This is a genomic window from Telluria sp. AZSoR62 (assembly GCF_058111565.1).
In genome coordinates this window covers 93,664-112,630 of the sequence record NZ_JBYTST010000014.1, presented here as the reverse complement: position 1 = coordinate 112,630, position 18,967 = coordinate 93,664, and the positions used below count along the sequence as shown (strand labels likewise).

17 protein-coding genes, 2 tRNA genes and 1 pseudogene are annotated in these 18,967 nt (G+C 65.7%); 9 read left to right on the top strand and 11 right to left on the bottom strand.

The genetic code is table 11. From position 1 onward, the window contains the following. Positions 1–125: 125 nt before the first annotated feature. Both AC3XQU_RS19855 and AC3XQU_RS19850 read left to right on the top strand, forming a co-directional pair. Positions 126–210 (top strand) — tRNA-Leu (locus tag AC3XQU_RS19855). 67 nt (positions 211–277) lie between these two features. Beyond that, a tRNA-Leu gene (locus tag AC3XQU_RS19850) sits at positions 278–362 on the top strand. An 86-nt stretch (positions 363–448) separates the two neighbouring features. On the opposite strand, the gene cueR is transcribed toward AC3XQU_RS19850, so the two are convergent. Next, complete coding sequence (gene cueR, locus AC3XQU_RS19845; RefSeq protein ID WP_489875884.1) at positions 449–859, bottom strand: Cu(I)-responsive transcriptional regulator; 411 nt, start codon at positions 857–859, stop codon at positions 449–451. A 101-nt stretch (positions 860–960) separates the two neighbouring features. Between cueR and AC3XQU_RS19840 the strand changes: the two genes are divergently transcribed. Both AC3XQU_RS19840 and phaP read left to right on the top strand, forming a co-directional pair. Then, entirely contained in the window at positions 961–1,161 is a 201-nt protein-coding gene (locus AC3XQU_RS19840; protein ID WP_489875883.1) for a hypothetical protein, read from the top strand. Between the two features lie 54 nt (positions 1,162–1,215). After that, positions 1,216–1,767 (top strand): TIGR01841 family phasin, encoded by a 552-nt coding sequence (gene phaP, locus AC3XQU_RS19835; protein ID WP_489875882.1) that lies wholly within the window; start codon positions 1,216–1,218, stop codon positions 1,765–1,767. A 79-nt stretch (positions 1,768–1,846) separates the two neighbouring features. On the opposite strand, the gene tssA is transcribed toward phaP, so the two are convergent. After that, positions 1,847–2,827, bottom strand: coding sequence for a type VI secretion system protein TssA (gene tssA / locus AC3XQU_RS19830; protein WP_489875881.1), 981 nt, complete (start codon positions 2,825–2,827; stop codon positions 1,847–1,849). Positions 2,828–2,835: 8 nt separating this feature from the next. Further along, positions 2,836–3,387 (bottom strand): annotated as a pseudogene (locus AC3XQU_RS19825) (AAA family ATPase); the annotation flags it as partial. A gap of 95 nt (positions 3,388–3,482) precedes the next feature. Between AC3XQU_RS19825 and AC3XQU_RS19820 the strand changes: the two are divergent. From AC3XQU_RS19820 to AC3XQU_RS19810, 3 genes are all read left to right on the top strand, one after another. Beyond that, positions 3,483–4,280: a hypothetical protein gene (locus tag AC3XQU_RS19820; RefSeq protein WP_489875880.1), complete on the top strand. Its 798-nt coding sequence runs from the start codon at positions 3,483–3,485 to the stop codon at positions 4,278–4,280. 102 nt (positions 4,281–4,382) lie between these two features. Continuing rightward, positions 4,383–6,029, top strand: coding sequence for a VRR-NUC domain-containing protein (locus AC3XQU_RS19815; protein WP_489875879.1), 1,647 nt, complete (start codon positions 4,383–4,385; stop codon positions 6,027–6,029). Beyond that, positions 6,026–8,302 carry an ATP-dependent DNA helicase gene (locus AC3XQU_RS19810; protein WP_489875878.1) on the top strand — a complete coding sequence of 759 codons (2,277 nt, stop codon included), beginning with the start codon at positions 6,026–6,028 and terminating at the stop codon, positions 8,300–8,302. Before AC3XQU_RS19815 ends, AC3XQU_RS19810 begins: the two co-directional genes overlap by 4 nt. Here AC3XQU_RS19810 and AC3XQU_RS19805 read toward each other — a convergent pair. The 7 genes from AC3XQU_RS19805 to AC3XQU_RS19775 all read right to left on the bottom strand — a co-directional run bounded on the left by AC3XQU_RS19805 (position 8,299) and on the right by AC3XQU_RS19775 (position 15,090). Further along, entirely contained in the window at positions 8,299–9,027 is a 729-nt protein-coding gene (locus AC3XQU_RS19805) for a LytR/AlgR family response regulator transcription factor (RefSeq protein WP_489875887.1), read from the bottom strand. The genes AC3XQU_RS19810 and AC3XQU_RS19805 overlap by 4 nt on opposite strands. A gap of 10 nt (positions 9,028–9,037) precedes the next feature. Continuing rightward, positions 9,038–10,111 (bottom strand): sensor histidine kinase, encoded by a 1,074-nt coding sequence (locus AC3XQU_RS19800; protein WP_489875877.1) that lies wholly within the window; start codon positions 10,109–10,111, stop codon positions 9,038–9,040. Between the two features lie 13 nt (positions 10,112–10,124). Then, positions 10,125–10,838, bottom strand: a complete 714-nt coding sequence (locus AC3XQU_RS19795; RefSeq protein ID WP_489875876.1) for a LiaI-LiaF-like domain-containing protein — start codon at positions 10,836–10,838, stop codon at positions 10,125–10,127. Further along, positions 10,828–11,205: a LiaI-LiaF-like domain-containing protein gene (locus AC3XQU_RS19790; RefSeq protein WP_489875875.1), complete on the bottom strand. Its 378-nt coding sequence runs from the start codon at positions 11,203–11,205 to the stop codon at positions 10,828–10,830. Before AC3XQU_RS19790 ends, AC3XQU_RS19795 begins: the two co-directional genes overlap by 11 nt. A 232-nt stretch (positions 11,206–11,437) precedes the next feature. After that, positions 11,438–11,611, bottom strand: coding sequence for a hypothetical protein (locus AC3XQU_RS19785; protein WP_489875874.1), 174 nt, complete (start codon positions 11,609–11,611; stop codon positions 11,438–11,440). 64 nt (positions 11,612–11,675) lie between these two features. Continuing rightward, positions 11,676–11,837, bottom strand: coding sequence for a hypothetical protein (locus AC3XQU_RS19780; protein ID WP_489875873.1), 162 nt, complete (start codon positions 11,835–11,837; stop codon positions 11,676–11,678). A gap of 289 nt (positions 11,838–12,126) precedes the next feature. Beyond that, entirely contained in the window at positions 12,127–15,090 is a 2,964-nt protein-coding gene (locus tag AC3XQU_RS19775) for a TonB-dependent receptor (protein ID WP_489875872.1), read from the bottom strand. Between the two features lie 255 nt (positions 15,091–15,345). Between AC3XQU_RS19775 and AC3XQU_RS19770 the strand changes: the two genes are divergently transcribed. Further along, positions 15,346–16,296, top strand: a complete 951-nt coding sequence (locus tag AC3XQU_RS19770) for an N-acetylmuramoyl-L-alanine amidase-like domain-containing protein (protein WP_489875871.1) — start codon at positions 15,346–15,348, stop codon at positions 16,294–16,296. Positions 16,297–16,707: 411 nt separating this feature from the next. Then, on the top strand, positions 16,708–18,672 hold the full coding sequence (locus AC3XQU_RS19765; RefSeq protein ID WP_489875870.1) for a polysaccharide biosynthesis protein: 1,965 nt from the start codon (positions 16,708–16,710) through the stop codon (positions 18,670–18,672). Positions 18,673–18,812: 140 nt separating this feature from the next. Here the strand turns inward: AC3XQU_RS19765 and AC3XQU_RS19760 are convergent, their stop codons facing one another. Continuing rightward, a complete protein-coding gene (locus AC3XQU_RS19760; protein WP_489875869.1) occupies positions 18,813–18,962 on the bottom strand; it encodes a hypothetical protein in 150 nt (49 codons plus the stop codon). Positions 18,963–18,967: the final 5 nt, after the last annotated feature.

Genomic DNA, 18,967 nt, shown 5'->3' with positions numbered 1-18,967 from the left:
GACGCGCATGGTTCAGGTCCATGTGCCGCGAGGTGTGGGGGTTCGAGTCCCTCCGTGGGCACCACTCTACCGGAAGTACTCCGCAGCAGTTCGTAGCAAAGCGTAGTTGATGTTGCAGTATCAGTGCCCACGTGGCGGAATTGGTAGACGCGCATGGTTCAGGTCCATGTGCCGCGAGGTGTGGGGGTTCGAGTCCCTCCGTGGGCACCACTCTACCGGAAGTGAATTTCCGCAGCAGTTCGTAGTCAGCAGTGTGTTGTTGCAGCAGCAGTTCAGTGCCCACGTGGCGGAATTGGTAGACGCGCATGGTTCAGGTCCATGTGCCGCGAGGTGTGGGGGTTCGAGTCCCTCCGTGGGCACCAAACTCTACCTTGGACTTCGGTCCCGCAAAACGCCGTCAGCTTTGAAAAAGGCTGACGGCGTTTTGCGTTGGGCGCGCCCTTTTCTTCTATTGCGCCGCCAGGTCGTCGAGGATCGGGCAGCTCGAGCGCGCATCGCCGTGGCAGGAAGCGGCCAGCGACACCAGGCTGCGGCGCATGGCCTGCATCTCCGCAATCTTCCTGTCCAGCTCGGCGATATGGCTGCGCGCCAGCGCGCGCACGTCGGCGCTGGCCCGGTGCTCGTCGCGCCACAGTCCCAGCAGCTTGCCGATCTGCTCGAGCGAAAAGCCCAGTGCCCGCGCGCGGTGCACGAATTGCAGCACGTGCACGTCCTGCTGCGTGTACACGCGGTAGCCGGACTCGGTGCGCCGGGCAGCGCCGATCAGCCCGATCGATTCATAGTGACGGATCATCTTGGCCGAGACGCTTGACGCCCTGGCGGCGTCGCCGATGTTCAGCAGTGTGTCTCCCTGGGACATGGTGCTCTCCTGTCGTTTCCCTGGCAGCTTACACCTTCCCATCGTGGCAAGGTCAAGGCTTCGCTTGACTTGCAGCACCATCGGGGTAAGCTCGACTGGCCATGAAACACATTGTCCCTAGTCTCCTGATCCTCGTCCTCGCGGCGAATACCGCGCTGGCGGGCCCGGCGCCCTGGTTCCAGTGGCGCAGCAAACTCAACGGTGCGCTGGCTTGCTCGCAGACTCCGCTCGGACCCGGCTGGGAAAAATCTGCCGGTCCGTATCGGGACCCGCGTTGCGAAAAACTCATTGTTGCTAAATAATGGGGTAGCAAGCGCAGCTCAACGATCCATTCCAATCATACGGAGGAGACACCGATGTTCACCAGTCCGGAGCAGTTCGCCAACGCCACCAAGACCCTGTTCGACCTGCAGATGCAGACCTTCAACGCCCTCGCCAGCAAGACGGTGAAAGGCGTGGAACAGGTAGTGGCGCTGAACATGAATGTAGCGAAGAGCTCGATGGAAGGCTCGATTGCCGCCGGCCAGGAGATGGCCAAGGCGGGCGATCCGAAAGCGGCGATCGCGGCGCTGCATGCCCGCATGCAGCCAGGCGTGGCCGGCGCCGCCGAGTACCGCGAGCAGATGAAGACCATCATCGACGAGATGCACCAGGAGTTCCGCCAGGCCGCCGATACCCATGTGGCCGAAGCCAAGAGCACCCTGTCGGCCCTGATCTACGACGTGACGCAAAACGTCAAGCCGGGCTCGGAAAACGCCGTCGAGATCATCAAGACCGCGATCGACAATGCCTTCAAGGGCTACGAGCAGGTGACGCAGGCGACCCGCCAGGCCGTCCAGACCGTCGAAGAGCAGATCGCCAAGGCCAGTTCGATGGTCCAGCCGGGAACGGAAAAGAAAGCGGAGTAGCCGCCGGCCAGTCCGCCCCACCCGTGAAAGGAAATTTCATTTTTCCGCTCTACATGAAATTTTCTTTCACATTCACCCTTCAGCTTTCCGCTTCGATCCCCAGCAGATCCTCCAGCCGCGCCAGCGACGCGTCATCCTTGATGACCGAGCGCAGCCATGCGTGCAAGGGCTGCTCGCCCCAGCGCGCAGCCTTGTCGGCCAGGTAGGCGACCGGGCTGTGGGGCTCGCTGCGGCGGAAGAATTCGGCCACCGCGCGCAATTGCGCCAGCGCCTGCTCGCGGCTTTGCAGCGGGCCATCGAGTACCCGCAGCGGCACGCCGGCCGCCGCCGCCGCCTGCATTGCCGATTGCACCTGGACCGGCGCTGCCACCGGGGTCGCCACTTGCGGCGCCGCCAGGTCGGCCAGGTCGCGCAAGGCCGCCCTGCCCGCTCCGAAGCTCGGGCCGTCCGCGCCGAGCCGCTCGTCGACCGCGCGTTCGAGTTCGGCCAGCGCCGCGATGCAGTCCTCGGCATCCTGCAGCAGCGCCTGGCGCGCCGCCTGCGGGGCACGCGAACGCAGCGCATCGAGTTCGGCCACCGCCTCCGGTCCGCGCGCGCGCGCCGCTTCCCAGGCATTGATGCTCACGCCCTCGGCTACCGGCATGTCCTTGACCAGGGGCGCGATGCGCGCCGCGATCCAGGCCAGGTTGCCGATGCGCCGTTCGTGGCCGTCTTCGTCGGGCAGTGGATGCAACCCCTCCCAATAGCGCTCGCACAGGGCGGCGACCAGGCGCAGGCTGGTGGCCAGCCCGCGCAGCCCGCCCGTCCTGGCGCAGCTTTCCGCCAGCCAGACCGCCAGCTGCAGGTGCTTGCTGCGCGTCTCCAGCAGCTCGATGCAGCGCCTGGAGACGAACTTCCAGTCGGCTTCCTTGAGCGTCGTGACCCAGGCGCCCTGCTCGATCGACGGATCGTCGGCCTGGCGCGCGCGGTTGATGGCGTCGACCTCGGGCGAGAATGCGAGGTCTTCGCCGCAGGGGCGGTCCATGCTGATCGGGACCAGCAGTTTGTCGAGATTGAACATGCTCCCTCCTAGACCGCGTTGGCCTCGATGGCGTACTTGAACTTGCCGGCACGGGTCGCGCTCACCTTCACCCGCGCGATCGCGCCGCCTTCGGCCATCTGCGCCAGCACGCTGTCGGCGATCTCGGGCAACAGCGTGCCATTCAAGATGTTGTCGACGCTGCGCGCGCCGGAATCGACCTCGGTGCAGCGGCTCAGGACCGCCGCGACCAGCGCCTCGTCGTACTCGAACCGGGCGCGGTGGTTGGTCATCACGCGCTCCCTGATACGGTCGAGTTTGAGGCGAATGATCCGGGTGAGCACCTCGTCGCGGATCGGGTAGAACGGCACGACGTTCAGGCGCCCCAGGAAGGCCGGCTTGAAGTGTTTCATGAGCTGTGGGCGGATCAGCTCCGCCAGCTGCCCGGGCTCGGGCACCTCGCTTACCGGCTTGTTCAGGCAGGCCTGCATCATCTGGCTCGAGCCCACGTTCGAGGTCAGGATGATGATGGTGTTGCGAAAGTCGATCTGGCGCCCTTCGGCATCGTCCAGCACGCCCTTGTCGAACACCTGGAAAATCATCATCGCTATCCCCAAGATTGTTTCTAATCAGAATTGGAAGAACCAATCTTAGGAGTAATGCCGTGCGGCCACCAGACGAAAATCAATCCCCGTCCATGCGTCCGAACCTGATGTCGCCGCGCCGCACCACGGGCGAGGACAGCATCCTGGCGATGCTCGAACGCGATCCGATGCGCAAGCGCGGCGCGGGCGGCGCCTCGAGCGGTCGGCTCGCATGGTATGGGGCCAGCGCTTGTGTCGCGGTCGCCCTGACCGCCACCCTGGTATGGCTGGCCGCCGGCAACGACGGGGCCGCGCTGCCGCACGAGCCGGTGCTGGCCAGTGCCGCCGGCACGCCGGCCTCATCCAGCCGCCTCGATCCGCCATCGGCCGCCCTGCCCGCGCCGGCGCCGGCCCTGCGCCAGGTCGCCCTGGCCACCACCTCGGCGCCACCGCGGCGCGCGGACACGGCCGCGGTGATCGTCGACCAGCAGCCGGCCCACGACGTGCCGCCGATGCGCCTGCTCAAACCGGCTCCGGCCAAGCCCGCCGCGCTGCCGCCGGTGCGCGTGCCGGTACCGGCCGCCGAGCCGCGCCCAGCCGCCCGCAGCAGCCCGCCGGCGCTAAAGCCTGCACCGCTGGCCGCGTCCGCTCACCGCCCGGCCGCGCGTCCCTCCGCCACCGCCCGTCCCCGGCCGACGGTCCTTGCCCGCAATGCCGTGCGGTCGGCCCCGGCCAAGTCCCCGCGCAGCGCCGGTCCGATCGCCAAAGGCGCCGAGGGCCAGGTCGATGCGGACGTCGCCCTGATCTCGGCCGTGATCGTGCACGCCAATGGCCACGCGCCCGAAGGCTCGCAGATGACCGAACTGCTGTGCCCGAACGATGCCTGCAAGGCAAAACCCGCCACCCAATAGCGTGGCGAAAAGCCACCATCCCCTGCAAAAATCCAGGATATTGCTGGGTGGTTGATGCTCCGTGGAGCTATACTGTACATAAGCACAGTACGGCAACACGAGATGATCAGGGTTCTGGAAAACGAGTTTTATTATCTGGACAATTTCCAGCGTGTCCTCGACTGGATAGGCGAGCGCTATCGCGACCTGCTGGGCGACGATGAGCTCGCTTTCATCGCTGCCTTCCCCGCCCTGCCCCAGAATGCGCGCGCCCTGTTCGTGCGCATGGTCCTGCGCAAGGGAAACCTGTTCCGCGCCAGCAAACTGATCTACGCCGAGATCGGCTGCCCGGTCGACGCCTCGCAGCACCTGCTGGCTACCGGCTGGGTCGATACCAACCCGGCGCTTTCCCTCGACGAAGTCTTCGACCTGCTGTCCAAACCCGAGATCGCTGCCGCCTTCCGCGACCACCTGGAACAGAAGAACGCGCGCAAGGGCGACCAGCTCGAAGTCCTGCGCCCGGCCTTTCCAGAACAGCGTTCCTTCGGCGACTGGTACCGCGGCTGCACCGACCTGGCTCTGCGCATCCTGGTCAAGCCGCTGTGCGACCGCCTGCGCCTGCTCTTTTTCGGCAACCTGCGCCAGGACTGGACCGAATTCGTGCTGTCCGACCTGGGCATGTTCCGCTACGAGCAGGTCGAGATCTCGCAGGCGTCGCGCGGTTTTCGCTCGCGCGGCGACATCGACCATTACGTCGTCCTGCACGCCTGCAAGGAGCGCTTCTACGCCGGCGAGTCGCTCGACGAGGTGGTGCGCGACCTGCCCGCGCATGCCTTCGACAACGACTGGCTGGTGAGCCGGCGCGAAAAGCTGCTGTTCCAGATCGGCCAGCAATACGAAAAAGCCAAGGACTGGGACAAGGCCCACGCGGTCTATGCGCGCTGCCGCTTCCCGGGCGCGCGCGGCCGCGCGATCCGGGTGCTGGAAAAGCACGAACGCTTCGACGAGGCCTACGCCCTCCTGAGCCTCGCGCAAGCCGCCCCGGAAAGCGAAGCCGAACGCCAGCACCTGCTGCGCGTCGCTCCACGCCTGGCGCGGCGCCTGGGCCACGCCAAGCTGGCGCCGCGCCGCGCGCCGGCCCCCCATCGCCTCGACCTGTGCCTGCCGATGCCGGCCGGCGACTGGTGGGTCGAGGGCGTGGTGCGCGACCACCTGGCAGGCGAAGACGCGCCCGTGTTCTATGTGGAGAATGCGCTGGCCAATTCGCTGTTTGGACTGCTGTGCTGGCGCGCGATCTTCGCGGCGATCCCGGGCGCTTTCTTCCACCCCTTCCACCGCGGCCCGGCCGACCTGTACAGCCCCGACTTCCACCAGCGCCGCGAGGCCGAGTTCGCGCACTGCCTGGCCGCCCTGGACGATGGCAGCTACCGCGACGCCATCCGCCGCACCGTCGTGGAAAAGGCGGGCATCGCCTCGCCCTTCGTGCATTGGGAAGCGCTCAGCCCCGAGCTGCTCGAGCTGGCGCTGGCCTGCATCCCGGCCGCGCACCTGCGCAAATGGTGCGAGCGGATCCTGGCCGACGTCAAGGAAAACCGTACGGGCTTCCCGGACCTGATCCAGTTCTGGCCAGGCGAACAGCGCTACACCATGATCGAAGTGAAGGGCCCGGGCGACCGCCTGCAGGACAACCAGCTGCGCTGGATCGACTACTGCGCGGCGCACGACATGCCGGTGTCGGTGTGCTACTTGCAGTGGGAGCAGGCCGCTTGACCGAGGACGGGCTGAAGTACACCGTCGCCGTACGGGCCCTGTGCGAATTCACCGCCAAGGCGGGCGACCTGGACCTGCGCTTCACGCCCTCGCCCACCGCCCAGGAAGGCATCGCCGGGCACGCCGTGGTGCAGGGCCGGCGCGGCGGCAACTACCGCACCGAGGTCTCGCTCGAAGGCAGCTGGGGCGACCTGCATGTGCGCGGCCGCGCCGATGGCTACGACCCGGACCGGAACCTGGTCGAAGAGATCAAGACCCACCGCGGCAAGTTCACCTCGATTCCCGATAACCACCGCCACCTGCACTGGGCCCAGGTACGGGTCTACGGCCACCTGCTGTGCCGGCAACTCGCTCTGGAGCAGGTCAACCTGGCGCTGGTCTATTACGACATCGGCAGCGGGGTTGAAACCGTACTGCGCGAGACCCGCAATGCCGAAGACCTGGCCGCCCTGTTCACGGACCTGTGCCAGCGCTTCTCGAGCTGGGCCGCGCAGGAGGCCGCGCACCGGTCGGCGCGCGACGCGGGCCTGGCCACGCTGCGTTTTCCGCATGCCGAATTCCGCCCCGGCCAGCGCGAGCTTGCTGAAAACGTCTACCGCGCCAACACCAGCGGCCGTTGCCTGCTGGCGCAGGCGCCGACCGGCATCGGCAAGACCATCGGCAGCCTGTTCCCGGTGCTCAAGGCCATGCCGCAGCAGAACCTGGACAAGCTGTTCTTCCTGGCCGCCAAGACGCCCGGCCGCCGCCTGGCGCTGGACGCCACCGCCAGCCTGACGGCCAAGGCCGGGATCCCCTTGCGCGTGCTGGAACTGACTGCGCGCGACAAGGCCTGCGAGCATCCCGACAAGGCCTGCCAGGGCGACGCCTGCCCGCTTGCGAAGGGCTTTTACGACCGCTTGCCGGCGGCGCGGTCAAGCGCCGCCCAGGTAAGCGTGCTCGATCGCGAAGCCCTGCGTGAGGTCGCGCTGGCGCACGATGTCTGCCCGTATTACCTGGGCAGCGAGATGGCGCGCTGGTCCGACGTGGTGGTGGGCGACTACAACTATTATTTCGACGGCGGCGCGATGCTCTACGCGCTGAGTCTGAACAACGGCTGGCGTACCAGTGTGCTGGTCGATGAAGCCCACAACATGGTTTCGCGTGCGCGCTCGATGTACAGCGCGGAGCTGGACCGCGGCAACCTGCGCATTGCGCGCGCCAACGCGCCCGAGCTCGTGAAGAAGGCGCTCGAGCGCGTCGGCCGCGCCTGGACCGGCGTCGACAAGGAAGCGCCCGCGCCCTACCAGGTGCTGCCGGAAGTCCCGTCCAAGCTGGTCGACGCGCTGCAGAACGCGACCAGCGCCGTCAACGATTTCCTGGTCGAGAGCCCGGGGCCGCTCGACCCCGACCTGCAGCGCTTTCATTTCGACGCCATGGGCTTCCTGCGCCTGGCCGAATCCTTCGGCGAGCATTCGCTGTGCGACGTGGCGCGCGCGGGCCTGCGCGATTCCGTCATCAGCATCCGCAACGTGGTGCCGGCGCCTTTCCTGACACCCCGCTTCGCGCAGGCGCATTCGGTGACGCTGTTCTCGGCCACCCTCAGTCCCTGGCATTATTTCTGCGACCTGCTCGGCATGCCGGCAGACACCGCCTGGGCCGACGTCGCCTCGCCGTTTACCGCCTGCCAGCTGGAAGTGCACATCGCCCGGGGCATCTCGACGCGCTACCAGCACCGCGCCGCCTCGCTAGTCCCCATCGCCGACCTGATCGCACGCCAGTACCTCGAACGCGAAGGCAACTACCTGGCGTTCTTCAGCAGCTTCGACTACATGGAGCAGGTACTGGCGCAGCTGGAGGCGCGCCACCCGAGCGTGCCGGCCTGGCGCCAGGAGCGGCGCATGAGCGAGCCCGAGCGCGCCGCCTTCCTCGATCGCTTCACCCCTGGCGGGCGCGGGGTCGGCTTCGCGGTGCTGGGCGGCTCCTTTGGCGAAGGCATCGACCTGCCGGGCGAGCGCCTGATCGGCGCCTTTGTCGCCACGCTCGGCCTGCCGCAGGTGAACCCGGTGAACGAGCAGCTGCGCGAACGCATGGGGGCGATGTTCGGCTCGGGCTACGACTACACCTATCTCTATCCCGGCATGCAGAAGGTGGTGCAGGCGGCCGGCCGCGTGATCCGCACCGAGCAGGATCGCGGCGTGGTGTGGCTGATCGACGACCGCTTCGGCAAGCCCGACGTGCTGGCCCTGCTGCCGGCATGGTGGAAGGTCGACGGCCGCGACGACATGGCGGCCTAGCGCATCAGCTCGCGCAGCTTCTGGTAGCCGCTGCGGCTGATGGGCAGCCTGGCGCCATCCTTGAGCACGGCGCAGAAATTATCCTTGCTGCTCGGTTCGATCCGCGCGATCGACCCCAGGTTGACGATATACGAGCGGTGGATACGGATGAAGACCTGCGGGTCGAGCTGGGCTTCGAGCTCCGCCATGCGCTGGTTCTTGAGCCAGGCCTTGCCGGCGCCGGTGACCTGCACGTAGTCGTCCTGGGCTTCGACATAGTCGATGGTGGACGCCGGCACCACGTGCACGCGGCTGCCGTCCTTGATCAAGACCCGCTCGAGGTAGCCGTGGCGCTGCGCCGCTTCGGCCACCACCGCGTGCAGCTGTGCCGGCGGCGTGCGGCGGCTGCGCGCGTGCGCCAGCGCCTGGGCCAGGCGTTCGCGCGAAAAGGGCTTGAGCAGGTAGTCGATCGCATGCACCTCGAAGGCGCGCAGCGCGAAGCCGTCGTAGGCAGTGGCGAAAACATAGTGCGGCTTGGGTCCCGCCAGTTCGACCACTTCGAAACCGTCGAGCTTGGGCATCTGGATATCGAGGAAGACCAGGTCCGGATCGAGTTCGCCGATGGCCTTGACCGCTTCGAAGCCGTTCGCGCATTCGCCGACGATGTCCACGTCGGGATGCGCGGCGAGGAATTCGCGCAGCAGCGCACGCGCCAGGTGTTCGTCGTCCACGATCAGCACGCGCATCGGTCTGTCTTCAATGTTCATTCTTGTCCGTCTCCGCGGGCAGCACCAGGTCCACCCTGAATGTATTCTCGTCGCGCGTCCAGTGCACGCTGGCCTGCCTGCCGTAGGCCGCCGCCAGCCGCTGGCGCACGTTGACCAGGCCGATGCCCTTGCCGGCCTGCTGCCTGCCCGAGTCCTCGAGATCGATGTCGTTCCCGACCCGGATGCGCAGCTGCGAGCCCGCGCGTTCGGCCGTCACCGTAATGGTACCGCCATCGAGCCGCTGGCCGATCCCGTGCTTGACCGCGTTCTCCACCAGCGGCTGCAGGATCATCGGCGGCAGCAGGCACGCTGACGCGCCCTCGCCGACCTGATGCACGAAGGCCAGGCGCGGGCCGAAGCGCACCTGCTCGATCGCCAGGAAGCGTTCGACCAGCGCCACCTCCTCGCCCAGGGCCACCTTGCGGTGCGCTTCCAGGCCAAGGGTCTGGCGAAAGAACCCCGCCAGCTGCAGGCTCATGTCGCGCGCGCGCCCGGCATCGATGGCGGTGAGCGCGCTGATCGAGTTCAGGCTGTTGAACAGGAAGTGCGGGTCGATCTGGGTGCGCAGCATGCGCAGCTCGGCATCCTGCGCCAGCAGGCGCGACTCCAGCGCGCTGGTCTCGGCGCGGCGGGCGCGCTCGAACTCCAGCACCAGGTAGTGGGCCACGGCGGTCATCCAGTACAGCAGCATGCCGATCCCGATCATGACCGCCACGAAAGGCCGCGTCACGTCGACGGCTTCGGCCAGCATCGCGCTGCACAGGTAAGCCCAGGCGCTGGCCGCGGCGCACCACAGCACGGCGGCGCTCAGGGCGCTGAAGAAGAATACCGACAGCACCGCGCCCAAGGGGCGCTGGCCCAGCGGATAGGCGCGGCACAGGTAGAAGGCGGAAAAGCCGCAGGCGCTCGCATAGAACAGCGTCAGCGGCAGCGCGAACAGCAGGCTGGCGGCGGCGCCGGCGCCGGTCGTCGCATTGATCAGGCCCGCCAGCAGCACGCCCAGCATCAGCCAGGCCAGCAGGTAGAGCGCGACGCTGCGCCGCGCCCAGGATCCGCCGTTCATCGCCCAATCGCCATCAGTTGCGCACTTCCACGCCGCCCATGATGGCGTAGCCGCGCACGACCAGCCGCTTGCTGTTGTCCGGCGGGGCGACGGTCTTTTCCTCGAAGCCGCCCATGACCGGCGTGCCGTCCAGGATCACCGTCCAGTCGGGCGGCACCTTGAGCGTGACCCCGCCCCAGAAGGCGAACACATTGATCACCGCTTCGCCCTGGATCGACGAGTTGCGCAGGTCGAGCGCGCAGCCGCCCATCACGGCCGTGATCTCGCCGCCGCGGAAATCGGGCGTGAAGACGCGCCGCTCGAAGCCGCCCAGGATGGCCGTGATGTCGACCACGCCTTCGCCGCCAAGATCCTTTTCTCCCTTGACGCCGTCGATCGAGATCGCGCGCCGACCGGTGCGGGCCTTGACCAGGGTATAGATGCCGAAGCCGATGAAGAACAGCGGCCACAGGACGCGCCAGTTGAAATCGATGATGTCCATCCGGTCGAGCATGATCACCACGCCCAGGCCGATGAAGCCGGTGCCGAGCAGGCGCCCGCCGCGGGTCTGGGTGTCGCACAGCTTGACGGTGCCGACGATGATGAACAACATCGGCCAGAACGAGACGGCGCGGCGGGTGCCGAGGATGTCCAGGTTATCGAGCAGGAACAGCAAGCCCACGAAGATGACGAGCAGGCCCAGCACGACCTGACTGGTCACGCCCCTGCGCTGGAGTTTATTTTGCATGGTCGTTCTCCGGATGGTTCAGGGCAAGGCGGCGTACGATGAAAGGCTCGGCAACCATCTTCACGCCCCAGGCCAGGATGAACAGCGGCCAGCTGTTGCGGAAGGTCAAGCCGAATACGTGCTCGAAACAGGCAAACAGCCACAGGCCGATAAAGACGGTCCACAGGCCGTTGCCGAATTCCCGCGGGCTCGGGTAGCCGATGGTCTGGTTGATGCCCACGACGACCAGCAGCAGCGGCCAATAATGCCACAGCGCGCGGGAGTCGAGATAGTCCAGGCGGTCGAGCAGGATGACCGTGCCCACCACGATCAGCAGCAGGCCCCAGACGACCTGCTTGCGCCAGCGGTATGTGTCTTCGTTGTTCATGTTGCGTCTCCTCGTGTGTGATCGGAATGGACACACGATACGGCAGTGGCAAGGCCCGGGAAAAGCGCGAATCGGCGAACGGCGGCCCGGAGCCGGTGAACGGAGAAGAATTCGGCGGATGGCGCGCCGCGGCGCGGGCGGGCCGCAAACGGCGAAAGAAGGCAGGAACTGCGGCCGATGGACGAAAAAAAGCCCGCCTTCGAAGGGCGGGCTGGGTGGCCGGTACGGTTGGTCAGGCTTGCGCCAACAGGTCCATCTGTGGGCGGCCCTTGACCTGGTTGCGGTATTTCCCGCGTGCTTCCGCCATTTTCACGGCTTCGCGCGCGATATTGGTGCGGCGGATTTCCAGGCGTTCCTGTTTGCCGCGGTGTTGTGCTTCGTGTTTGTTGCCGATCTTTTGGGTCATGAACGTCTCCTGGTTTGACACCGCGCTTGCGGTGATGGCCGCCCCGTCCTGGCGCGGATTGACATTAAGAGCGGGTGCTGCCCATCTTGAGATCGGCCGGCATCAGCATGCCCCAGCCCAGCTGGCGCCGGATTTCTTCCGGCGTCGGGGGCGGTGCGGAGTCCCGCGAGCGGCGCTCGAGGTATTCGCGTACCACATGCTTGGGTGGGTGCTTGATCTCGGACATGGCATCCTCCGCTTGTGTTGGGGGCCTTCGCTATGCGCGCCGGCCCGGATCTGGTGCCGGTCCTCGAGGCGACCGGCTAACCTGTTGAGCTGTTGGCGCCGCGCTCGTCGCGCAGGTCCTCACTCACACAGGTTCATCTTAACGATGACCTGGCAGATCGACCGTTAGGTAGCACACACTTTTCGATAGGCCGCATCCTACAAGGCCGTTGGCGGCAATGGAAAGCCGTCTTGCTCGCGCATGAAAAAAGGGGAGCCGAAGCTCCCCTTTCAGGCCTGCCTTGACGCGATCAGAAGCGATACTTCAGGGTCAGGTAGTAGATGCGGCCCGACACGTCCAGCTTCTGCTGCTCTTCTTCGCTGTAACGGTAGTAGGCGCGCTTGACGTTGGTCAGGTTGGTCGCGCTGAACAGCAGCTGCAGGTTCTGCGTCAGATTGTAGTTGGCGTTGAAGGCCAGCGTCGTCACCGGCGCCGCGATGGTCGGCGCAACCGGCATCAGGATGCCGTTGATGGTCGACAGGCCCTGGCTGTTGGCGTTCGGCGCCGGCGCGGTCGAGGTGTTGATGTACTCGCTGCGGTAGTTGGCGACCAGGCGGGCCGACAGCTTGTCGTTCTCGAAGTACACGCCCAGATTGGCGGCGTACTCCGACGCGCCCACCATCGGACGGCCGTCGTCGACGCGGGTGCGCGACTTGCTGGCGTTCGAGGTGAAGCCGAAGCCGGTGTCGCCGAACGGCTGCTCGTACATCACTTCGATGCCGCGGATGCGGGCGCCCTGCTGCGAGGCCGAATTGACCGCGAAGTTCTTGATCTGCGAATCGCGCGGATCGAGCAGCTGCACCGTGTCCTGGCCGGCGACGCCGGTCTTCGGATAGCCGGTGATGTTCGAGGCGAACAGGTTAAAGCCGAACATCGAACGGCTGCCAAGGTACCACGAGTAGGACAGGTCCAGGTTCTTCGAGAACAGCGGTTCCAGGTTCGGGTTCGGGCCGGTGACCTGGCAGATGCCGTCGGTACAGGCCGGCGAGCCGTAGCCGGCGCCGAGCAGGTTGTAGTTCTGGCGCGCGATCGTTTTGCTGGCGCCGAAGCGCAGGATATGGTCCTTCTTCAGCTCGTAGCGGATGTTCATGCTAGGCAGCAGGTTGTTGAAGGTGCTTTCCTTGGCTTCCTTGAAGTACATGACGCCCGAGTTGATCACGAACGGCACGTTGTCGTAGTACTGCACGCCGTCGCTGGCGGTGGTGATCGCGCCCGGCACCGCGGCGCAGGTGGTCACCGGCTTGCCTGGCTCGGTGCGTGGGCACAGGCCGGCCGGGATCGGCGACGGCACCGCGGCGTTGATCTTGGTGCGCACGTAGCGCAGGCCGACGTCGCCCGACCAGCGGTCGCCCTCGAGGTTGGCCATGACAAAGGCCGCGCTCTGGCGCTCGCGCATGTCCAGTTCGGTGGAAACGCGGCGCTCCCAGTCCGCATTGGTCGGCTTGTAGTTGGCGGCGAAATAGGTCTTGAGCGCTTCCGGGGTCAGGGTCCAGCTGGTGTTATCCCAGCCGGCCGGGCCATCGAGGTCGGCGCCGAAGTCCGATGGATAGGCGATGAAGTTCGATGCGGCGGTCGGTTCGTTGGCCGACAGGGCGCTCGAGCGCAGCTGCGGGAAGCGGCGTGCGCTTTCGCGGCGGTGGTCGGCGTGGCGCGCGCCGAAATCGAGCGACTTGACCAAACCACGGTCGAGCTTGTATTCCGCATCGATGTTCAGGCTGGTTTCCTTGTCGGTGGTCTTCACGCCCGAGGCGGCGCGGCCGCTGAGCACGAAACCGCTGCCGTCGGCGTTGCGGCCAGGGACATTCGGGCCGGTGCCGAGGTACTGGACGAAGGGTGCGTCGCGCAGGTCGCCCAGCGCATAGCGCACGCCGGTGCCGTAGCGGGTGTAGGTCAAGCCCTGGTCGAGGCCGGTCTGGCCGACGCCGCGGGTGGATGACAGCAGGCCCTTGACGGTCAGGTCCGGGCTGACGCGGTATTTCACATCCAGGTCGAGGAAGGCGCTGGTGGCCTTGGCGCCTTCGCGGTAGGCGCCTTCGGTTTCGCCGATGTATTGCGGGGTGGTGCCGGCCGGGTAGACGATGTCGGCCGATTTCAGCACCCGCAGGTCGTGGCCGTAGATGGTGCGCTCGTTGACGATGACCGGGTTCTTGATCTGCGCATAGACGCGCTGGCCGTTCGACGAAGTCGGCGCGGCGCCGCCCTGGACGCCGCCCTGGCCGCGCAGCATGCTGAACATGGCGCCGGCGTTCAGGCGGCCGAAGTTATCGGCCTTCATTTCCGAATGGAAGCCGGTCATGGTCATGTCCAGGTCGGCGTTCGGCTTGAACTGGGCCGAGAACATGCCGCCCTTGCGGTCGCGCACGCTTTCGACGAACTCGGTGCTCATCGAGCCCGGGATGCGCACGCCGTTCAGGTCCGAGGCCTTGAAGCCGGTGCCGGCCAGCGAGGCGTCGGTGATGCCCAGCATGGTCGAGGTATTGATGACGTCCCAGCCGCTGCCGCCCGCATAGGCGAAGCGCGAGGCCGAATCGCGGCGCACGTGGCGCTTCTCGGCGAAGCCCTGCAGGATGAAGCCGAAGGTGTTCGACTCGTTCTTCCAGTTCATCGACGCATTGGTGTCGTGCGCGGCCTTGCCCGGCAGTTCCGAATAGACGGCGCCGAGGTTGACGACGCCGGTCAGGCGCTCTTTTTGCGCCAGCGGCTTGCGGGTGGTGACGTTGATGGTGCCGGCCATGCCGCCATCGACGAGGTTGGCCTGCGAGGTCTTGTAGACGATGGCCTGGTTCAGCACCGAGGACGGCATCAGCGACAGGCTGGTCGAGCGGCTGCTGGAGAGCTGGTCGGCGACGTACCAGTCGCCGCCCGAGACGGTGTGGCCGTTGAACAGGATCAGGGTGTGGTCCGGGTTGGAGCCGCGCATGGCGACCTTCTCGGCTTCGTCGTAGTCGGTACGCACGGCCACGCCGGCCAGGCGCTGCAGCGAGTCGGCCAGGTTCTTGTCTGGCATCTTGCCCACGTCTTCGGCGGTGATCACCTCCACGTTCGCGCCCGCATCGCGCTTGACGGCCAGCGATTTCGCCATCGAGGCACGGATGCCCGTGACTTCGACGGTCTGGATCTGGCCCGCGGGTGCATCTTGCGCCATGGCCGGCACGGCTGCCAGGCTCCATACCGCCATCGATACGGCCGCGGCGAGCGGCTTCTGCTTGAACATGTGTCTCTCCTGATGATTTTAGCTTTAGTGAGGTGCAACCGGCCTGCCGGGGCGGGCGCCATTGCTGCCATCCTCGGAGTATTGATGAAGTAGGCCCTTGCTGAATAATCACTTGTTTTAGACGCTATATAACTTTGAGGAATGTACATATTCTGGCGTTGCGAAAGTTATATGGGGTGCATCAAATTTCATTACCCGCGATCGCGCGCGCGGGAGTAGCGTTGGCAGCCTGACGACACTCTTCTTCCGACCACCATGCGCCTTGCCCTCACCCTCCTGGCCGCCGCCGCCCTCACCGGCTGCGCCAGCGCCCCGCAGACCACGCCTTCGCCGCCCCCGGCCGAAATCCCGCTCGCGGCCTTGCTGCAAAAGCAGGTCTTCCAGATGACGCCGCAGGAAGCCGGCCGCTACATCGCCCATGTACAGGCAACCGAACCCGACCTGCGCAAGCGCATCGCCGCGATCGGGCGCAAGAACCTCAGCCAGCCCTATTCGCTGCACCTGCTGGGCGAGTTCCCTTATGAAATCCACGACAATCTGCCCCTGTTCAGCCTGAAGGAAAGCGACTGCGTGGTGTTTGCCGAACATACCTATGCGATGGCGCTGTCCGGGTCGTGGGAAGAATTCTTCTGGATGCTGCAGCGGATCCGCTACCGCGACGGCGTGATCGGCGTGGCCACCCGCAACCACTACACCGAGATGGACTGGAACGTGGCCAACCGCTGGCTGGTGACCGATATCAGCGCCGAACTGGCCGGCGCCGGCGGGCCCTCGTATTCGATGACGGTGGACCGGGCGCGCTTCCTGCGCACCCGCCACCATACGGTGCGCGACATCCCGGTGGAAAGCAGCCGCCAGGCCTTCGTGGCCAAGGAGGCGGTGGCCGCCGTCGCCTCCCGGCTGCAGGAGGGCGACTTTGTCAACGTGATCTCCACCCGCAATGGCGAATACTGGGCTTCGCACGTCGGCCTGGTGGTGCTCGGGCCGGATGGCGAGCGCCGTTTCCTGCATTCGCAGGCGCCGCAGGTACGCGAAGAGAGCTTCGACTCCTTCATCGCCCGCGCCCAAGAACGCGAAGCACGCAACGCGCGCGAGGGCAAGCCGGGCCAGGTGCTGGCCGGCTTCAAGTTCCTGCGTCTGAATGAACAGGTCGTGGTGCCGCCGATGGCGCCGCAGCCGCGCCCGGGCCGCCCGCACGGCGCCTGATTGTTTTTCCGCCGCCGGTGCACGCCGGCGGCGCCTTGTTCTTCCTTCTGGGCGTGCTTCCACGCCCGCCTCATCCCTCTCCCCGCTTTTCGACTGGCCTTGTCTTGCGCCAGACGCCCTGCCGTTCAGGCGCTGACACAACAATTAAATAATCAATGGAAATTAAATACGTGATTTATTTCCTATTTACATTTCCTATATTTAATTCCAGCCCCTTTCGTTTTAATTCACTCTTTGCCGTTGAGTCAAGTCAAGCTCCACTCGTAGTGGTCGCCAGATAATAAATTTACAAAATTTATTGAATGCCGATACGAAGCTTGGCGCTGAGACTCTATTCATTATTCTCAAATAATCTCCGCCCATCAATTAAATGCAGCGTCACTAATTTTTATCAACCACCAGCGGATCGCCATGTCGAATTCTAGCTTCGATCATTTTAGCCAGTTGTGCACCAGGATGGTGTCAATGAGCCGCACCAGCAAGATCGCCCTGATGGTAACGGCCGACCTGCTCGCCTTGCCGGTGTGTTTCCTGATTGCGATGATATTACGCGGTGGAGATTTGCAACTCGCAATGAATTACGGGCCGGCCTCTTATGTATTGGTTGCCGTAGTCACCATCGCGGCATTCTCCATTTCCGATCTTTACCGCGCGGTGATCCGGTTTATCGACCAGCGCTTATTGAGCCTGACCGGTGCGGCGCTGGCATTCGCCATATTATGTGTTTACGTTGTATTAATCGTGATTAACGAGCCGCGTTTTCCGCGTAGCGCACTGGCAATTTACTGGTTTGTCGTTTTTTCGTATGTCGTCATGTCGCGCATCGGGCTGCGCAACCTGCTGCGGGCGCGCAGCGGGCGCGTTACCAGCAAATCCGACGCCGTGGCCGTCTACGGGGCGGGCGAAGCCGGCGCGCGCCTGGTGCAGGCCATGCGCCACAGCGACGAATACCGCCCGGTCTGCTTCTTCGATGACAAGCGCGCGTTGAACGAACGCACCATCGCCGGGCTGCGCGTCTTCAATACCTCCCGGCTGGCCGAACTGGTGGCAGCGCAAGGCATCCGCACCATCGTCATCGCCCTGCCCTCGGTGCCGCCCGAACGCCTGCGCGACATCATGCAGCGCCTGGGCCAGGCCGGCGTCCCCACCAAGATCCTCAGCCGGGTGGTCGATTTGGCCGACGACCGCCCGCCGGCGCGCGGCTCCATCCGCGAACTGAAATTCGAAGACCTGCTGGGCCGCCCGCCGGTGCCGCCGCGGCTCGACCTGTTCGCCCGCTGCGTGCGCGGCAAGAGCGTGCTCGTCACCGGCGCCGGCGGCTCGATCGGCAGCGAACTGTGTCGCCAGATCGTCACCCTGACCCCGAGCGAACTGCACCTGCTCGACCACTCCGAATACGCGCTCTATACGGTGCGCCAGGAGCTGACCACGCGCTTCCCGGCGCTTACCATCCACGCCCACCTGGGGTCCGTCTGCAACAGCGACCTGGTCGAGCGGGTCCTGCGCGAAGGCAAGGTCAACACCATCTACCATGCGGCCGCCTACAAGCACGTGCCCCTGGTCGAGACCAACATCGTCGAAGGCTTGCGCAACAACGTGGTGGGCGCCCAGGTGGTGGCCAGCGCCGCCGCCAAGCACCAAGTCGAGACCTGCGTGCTCATTTCCAGCGACAAGGCGGTGCGGCCGACCAACATCATGGGCGCCAGCAAGCGCATCGCCGAACTCATCTTCCAGGCCGCGGCCGTGCGCCACGGCGCCCACACCACCTTCTGCATGGTCCGCTTCGGCAACGTGCTCGGTTCGTCCGGATCGGTGATTCCGCTGTTCCAGCGCCAGATCGCCCGCGGCGGCCCCATGACCATTACCCATCCGGAAGTGTCGCGCTACTTCATGCTCATCGCCGAGGCGGCCCAGCTGGTCATCCAGGCCGGCGCCATGGCCAAGGGCGGCGACGTGTTCGTCCTCGACATGGGCGAGCCGGTCAAGATCGTCGACCTGGCGCGCACCATGATCGCCATGTCCGGCCTGACCGAGCGCACGCCGCAAAACCCGCGCGGCGACATCGAAGTCCAGTTCGTGGGCCTGTTCCCGGGCGAGAAGCTGCACGAAGAGCTGCTCACCGACGGCACCGTCTTCCCCAGCGAGCACCCGCGCATCATGCGGATGAAGGAAAGCGCCCTGCGTCCCAGCGTGCTCGAGACCTGCATCACCTGCCTGATGATGGCCTGCGAGACCCATGAGCGCGGCACGATCGAATCGATGGTCAAGGCCATCGTCGCCGAGTACGTGCCGACCTCGCCCAACCTGGCGCCGCCGCTGGTGGCCGATACGCCCCGCCCGAGCCTGATCAAGAAGTTCGTACCGTTTCGGATCTAGGTCCTGAACCCTGCCCTACCCACTGTCACTGACTGACTGACGAGGATACCCATGCGCGACGAGAACACTTCCCCTCACCTGGAGCAGCTGCTGGCCAAGCTGCAGGACCGCACCGCCGTCATCGGCATTGTCGGCCTCGGCTACAGGGTATTGAGGTAGCCCTTGAGGTCGACTGCCGGCTCTTCGGCCAGCGGCTCGGCCGGGCGCGGATCGAACGGCACCGACAGTACCAGGGGACGCTGGTAGACGGGGCTGAGGGGGTGCGGATGGGGATCGTGCGGGGTCGTCATGGCGG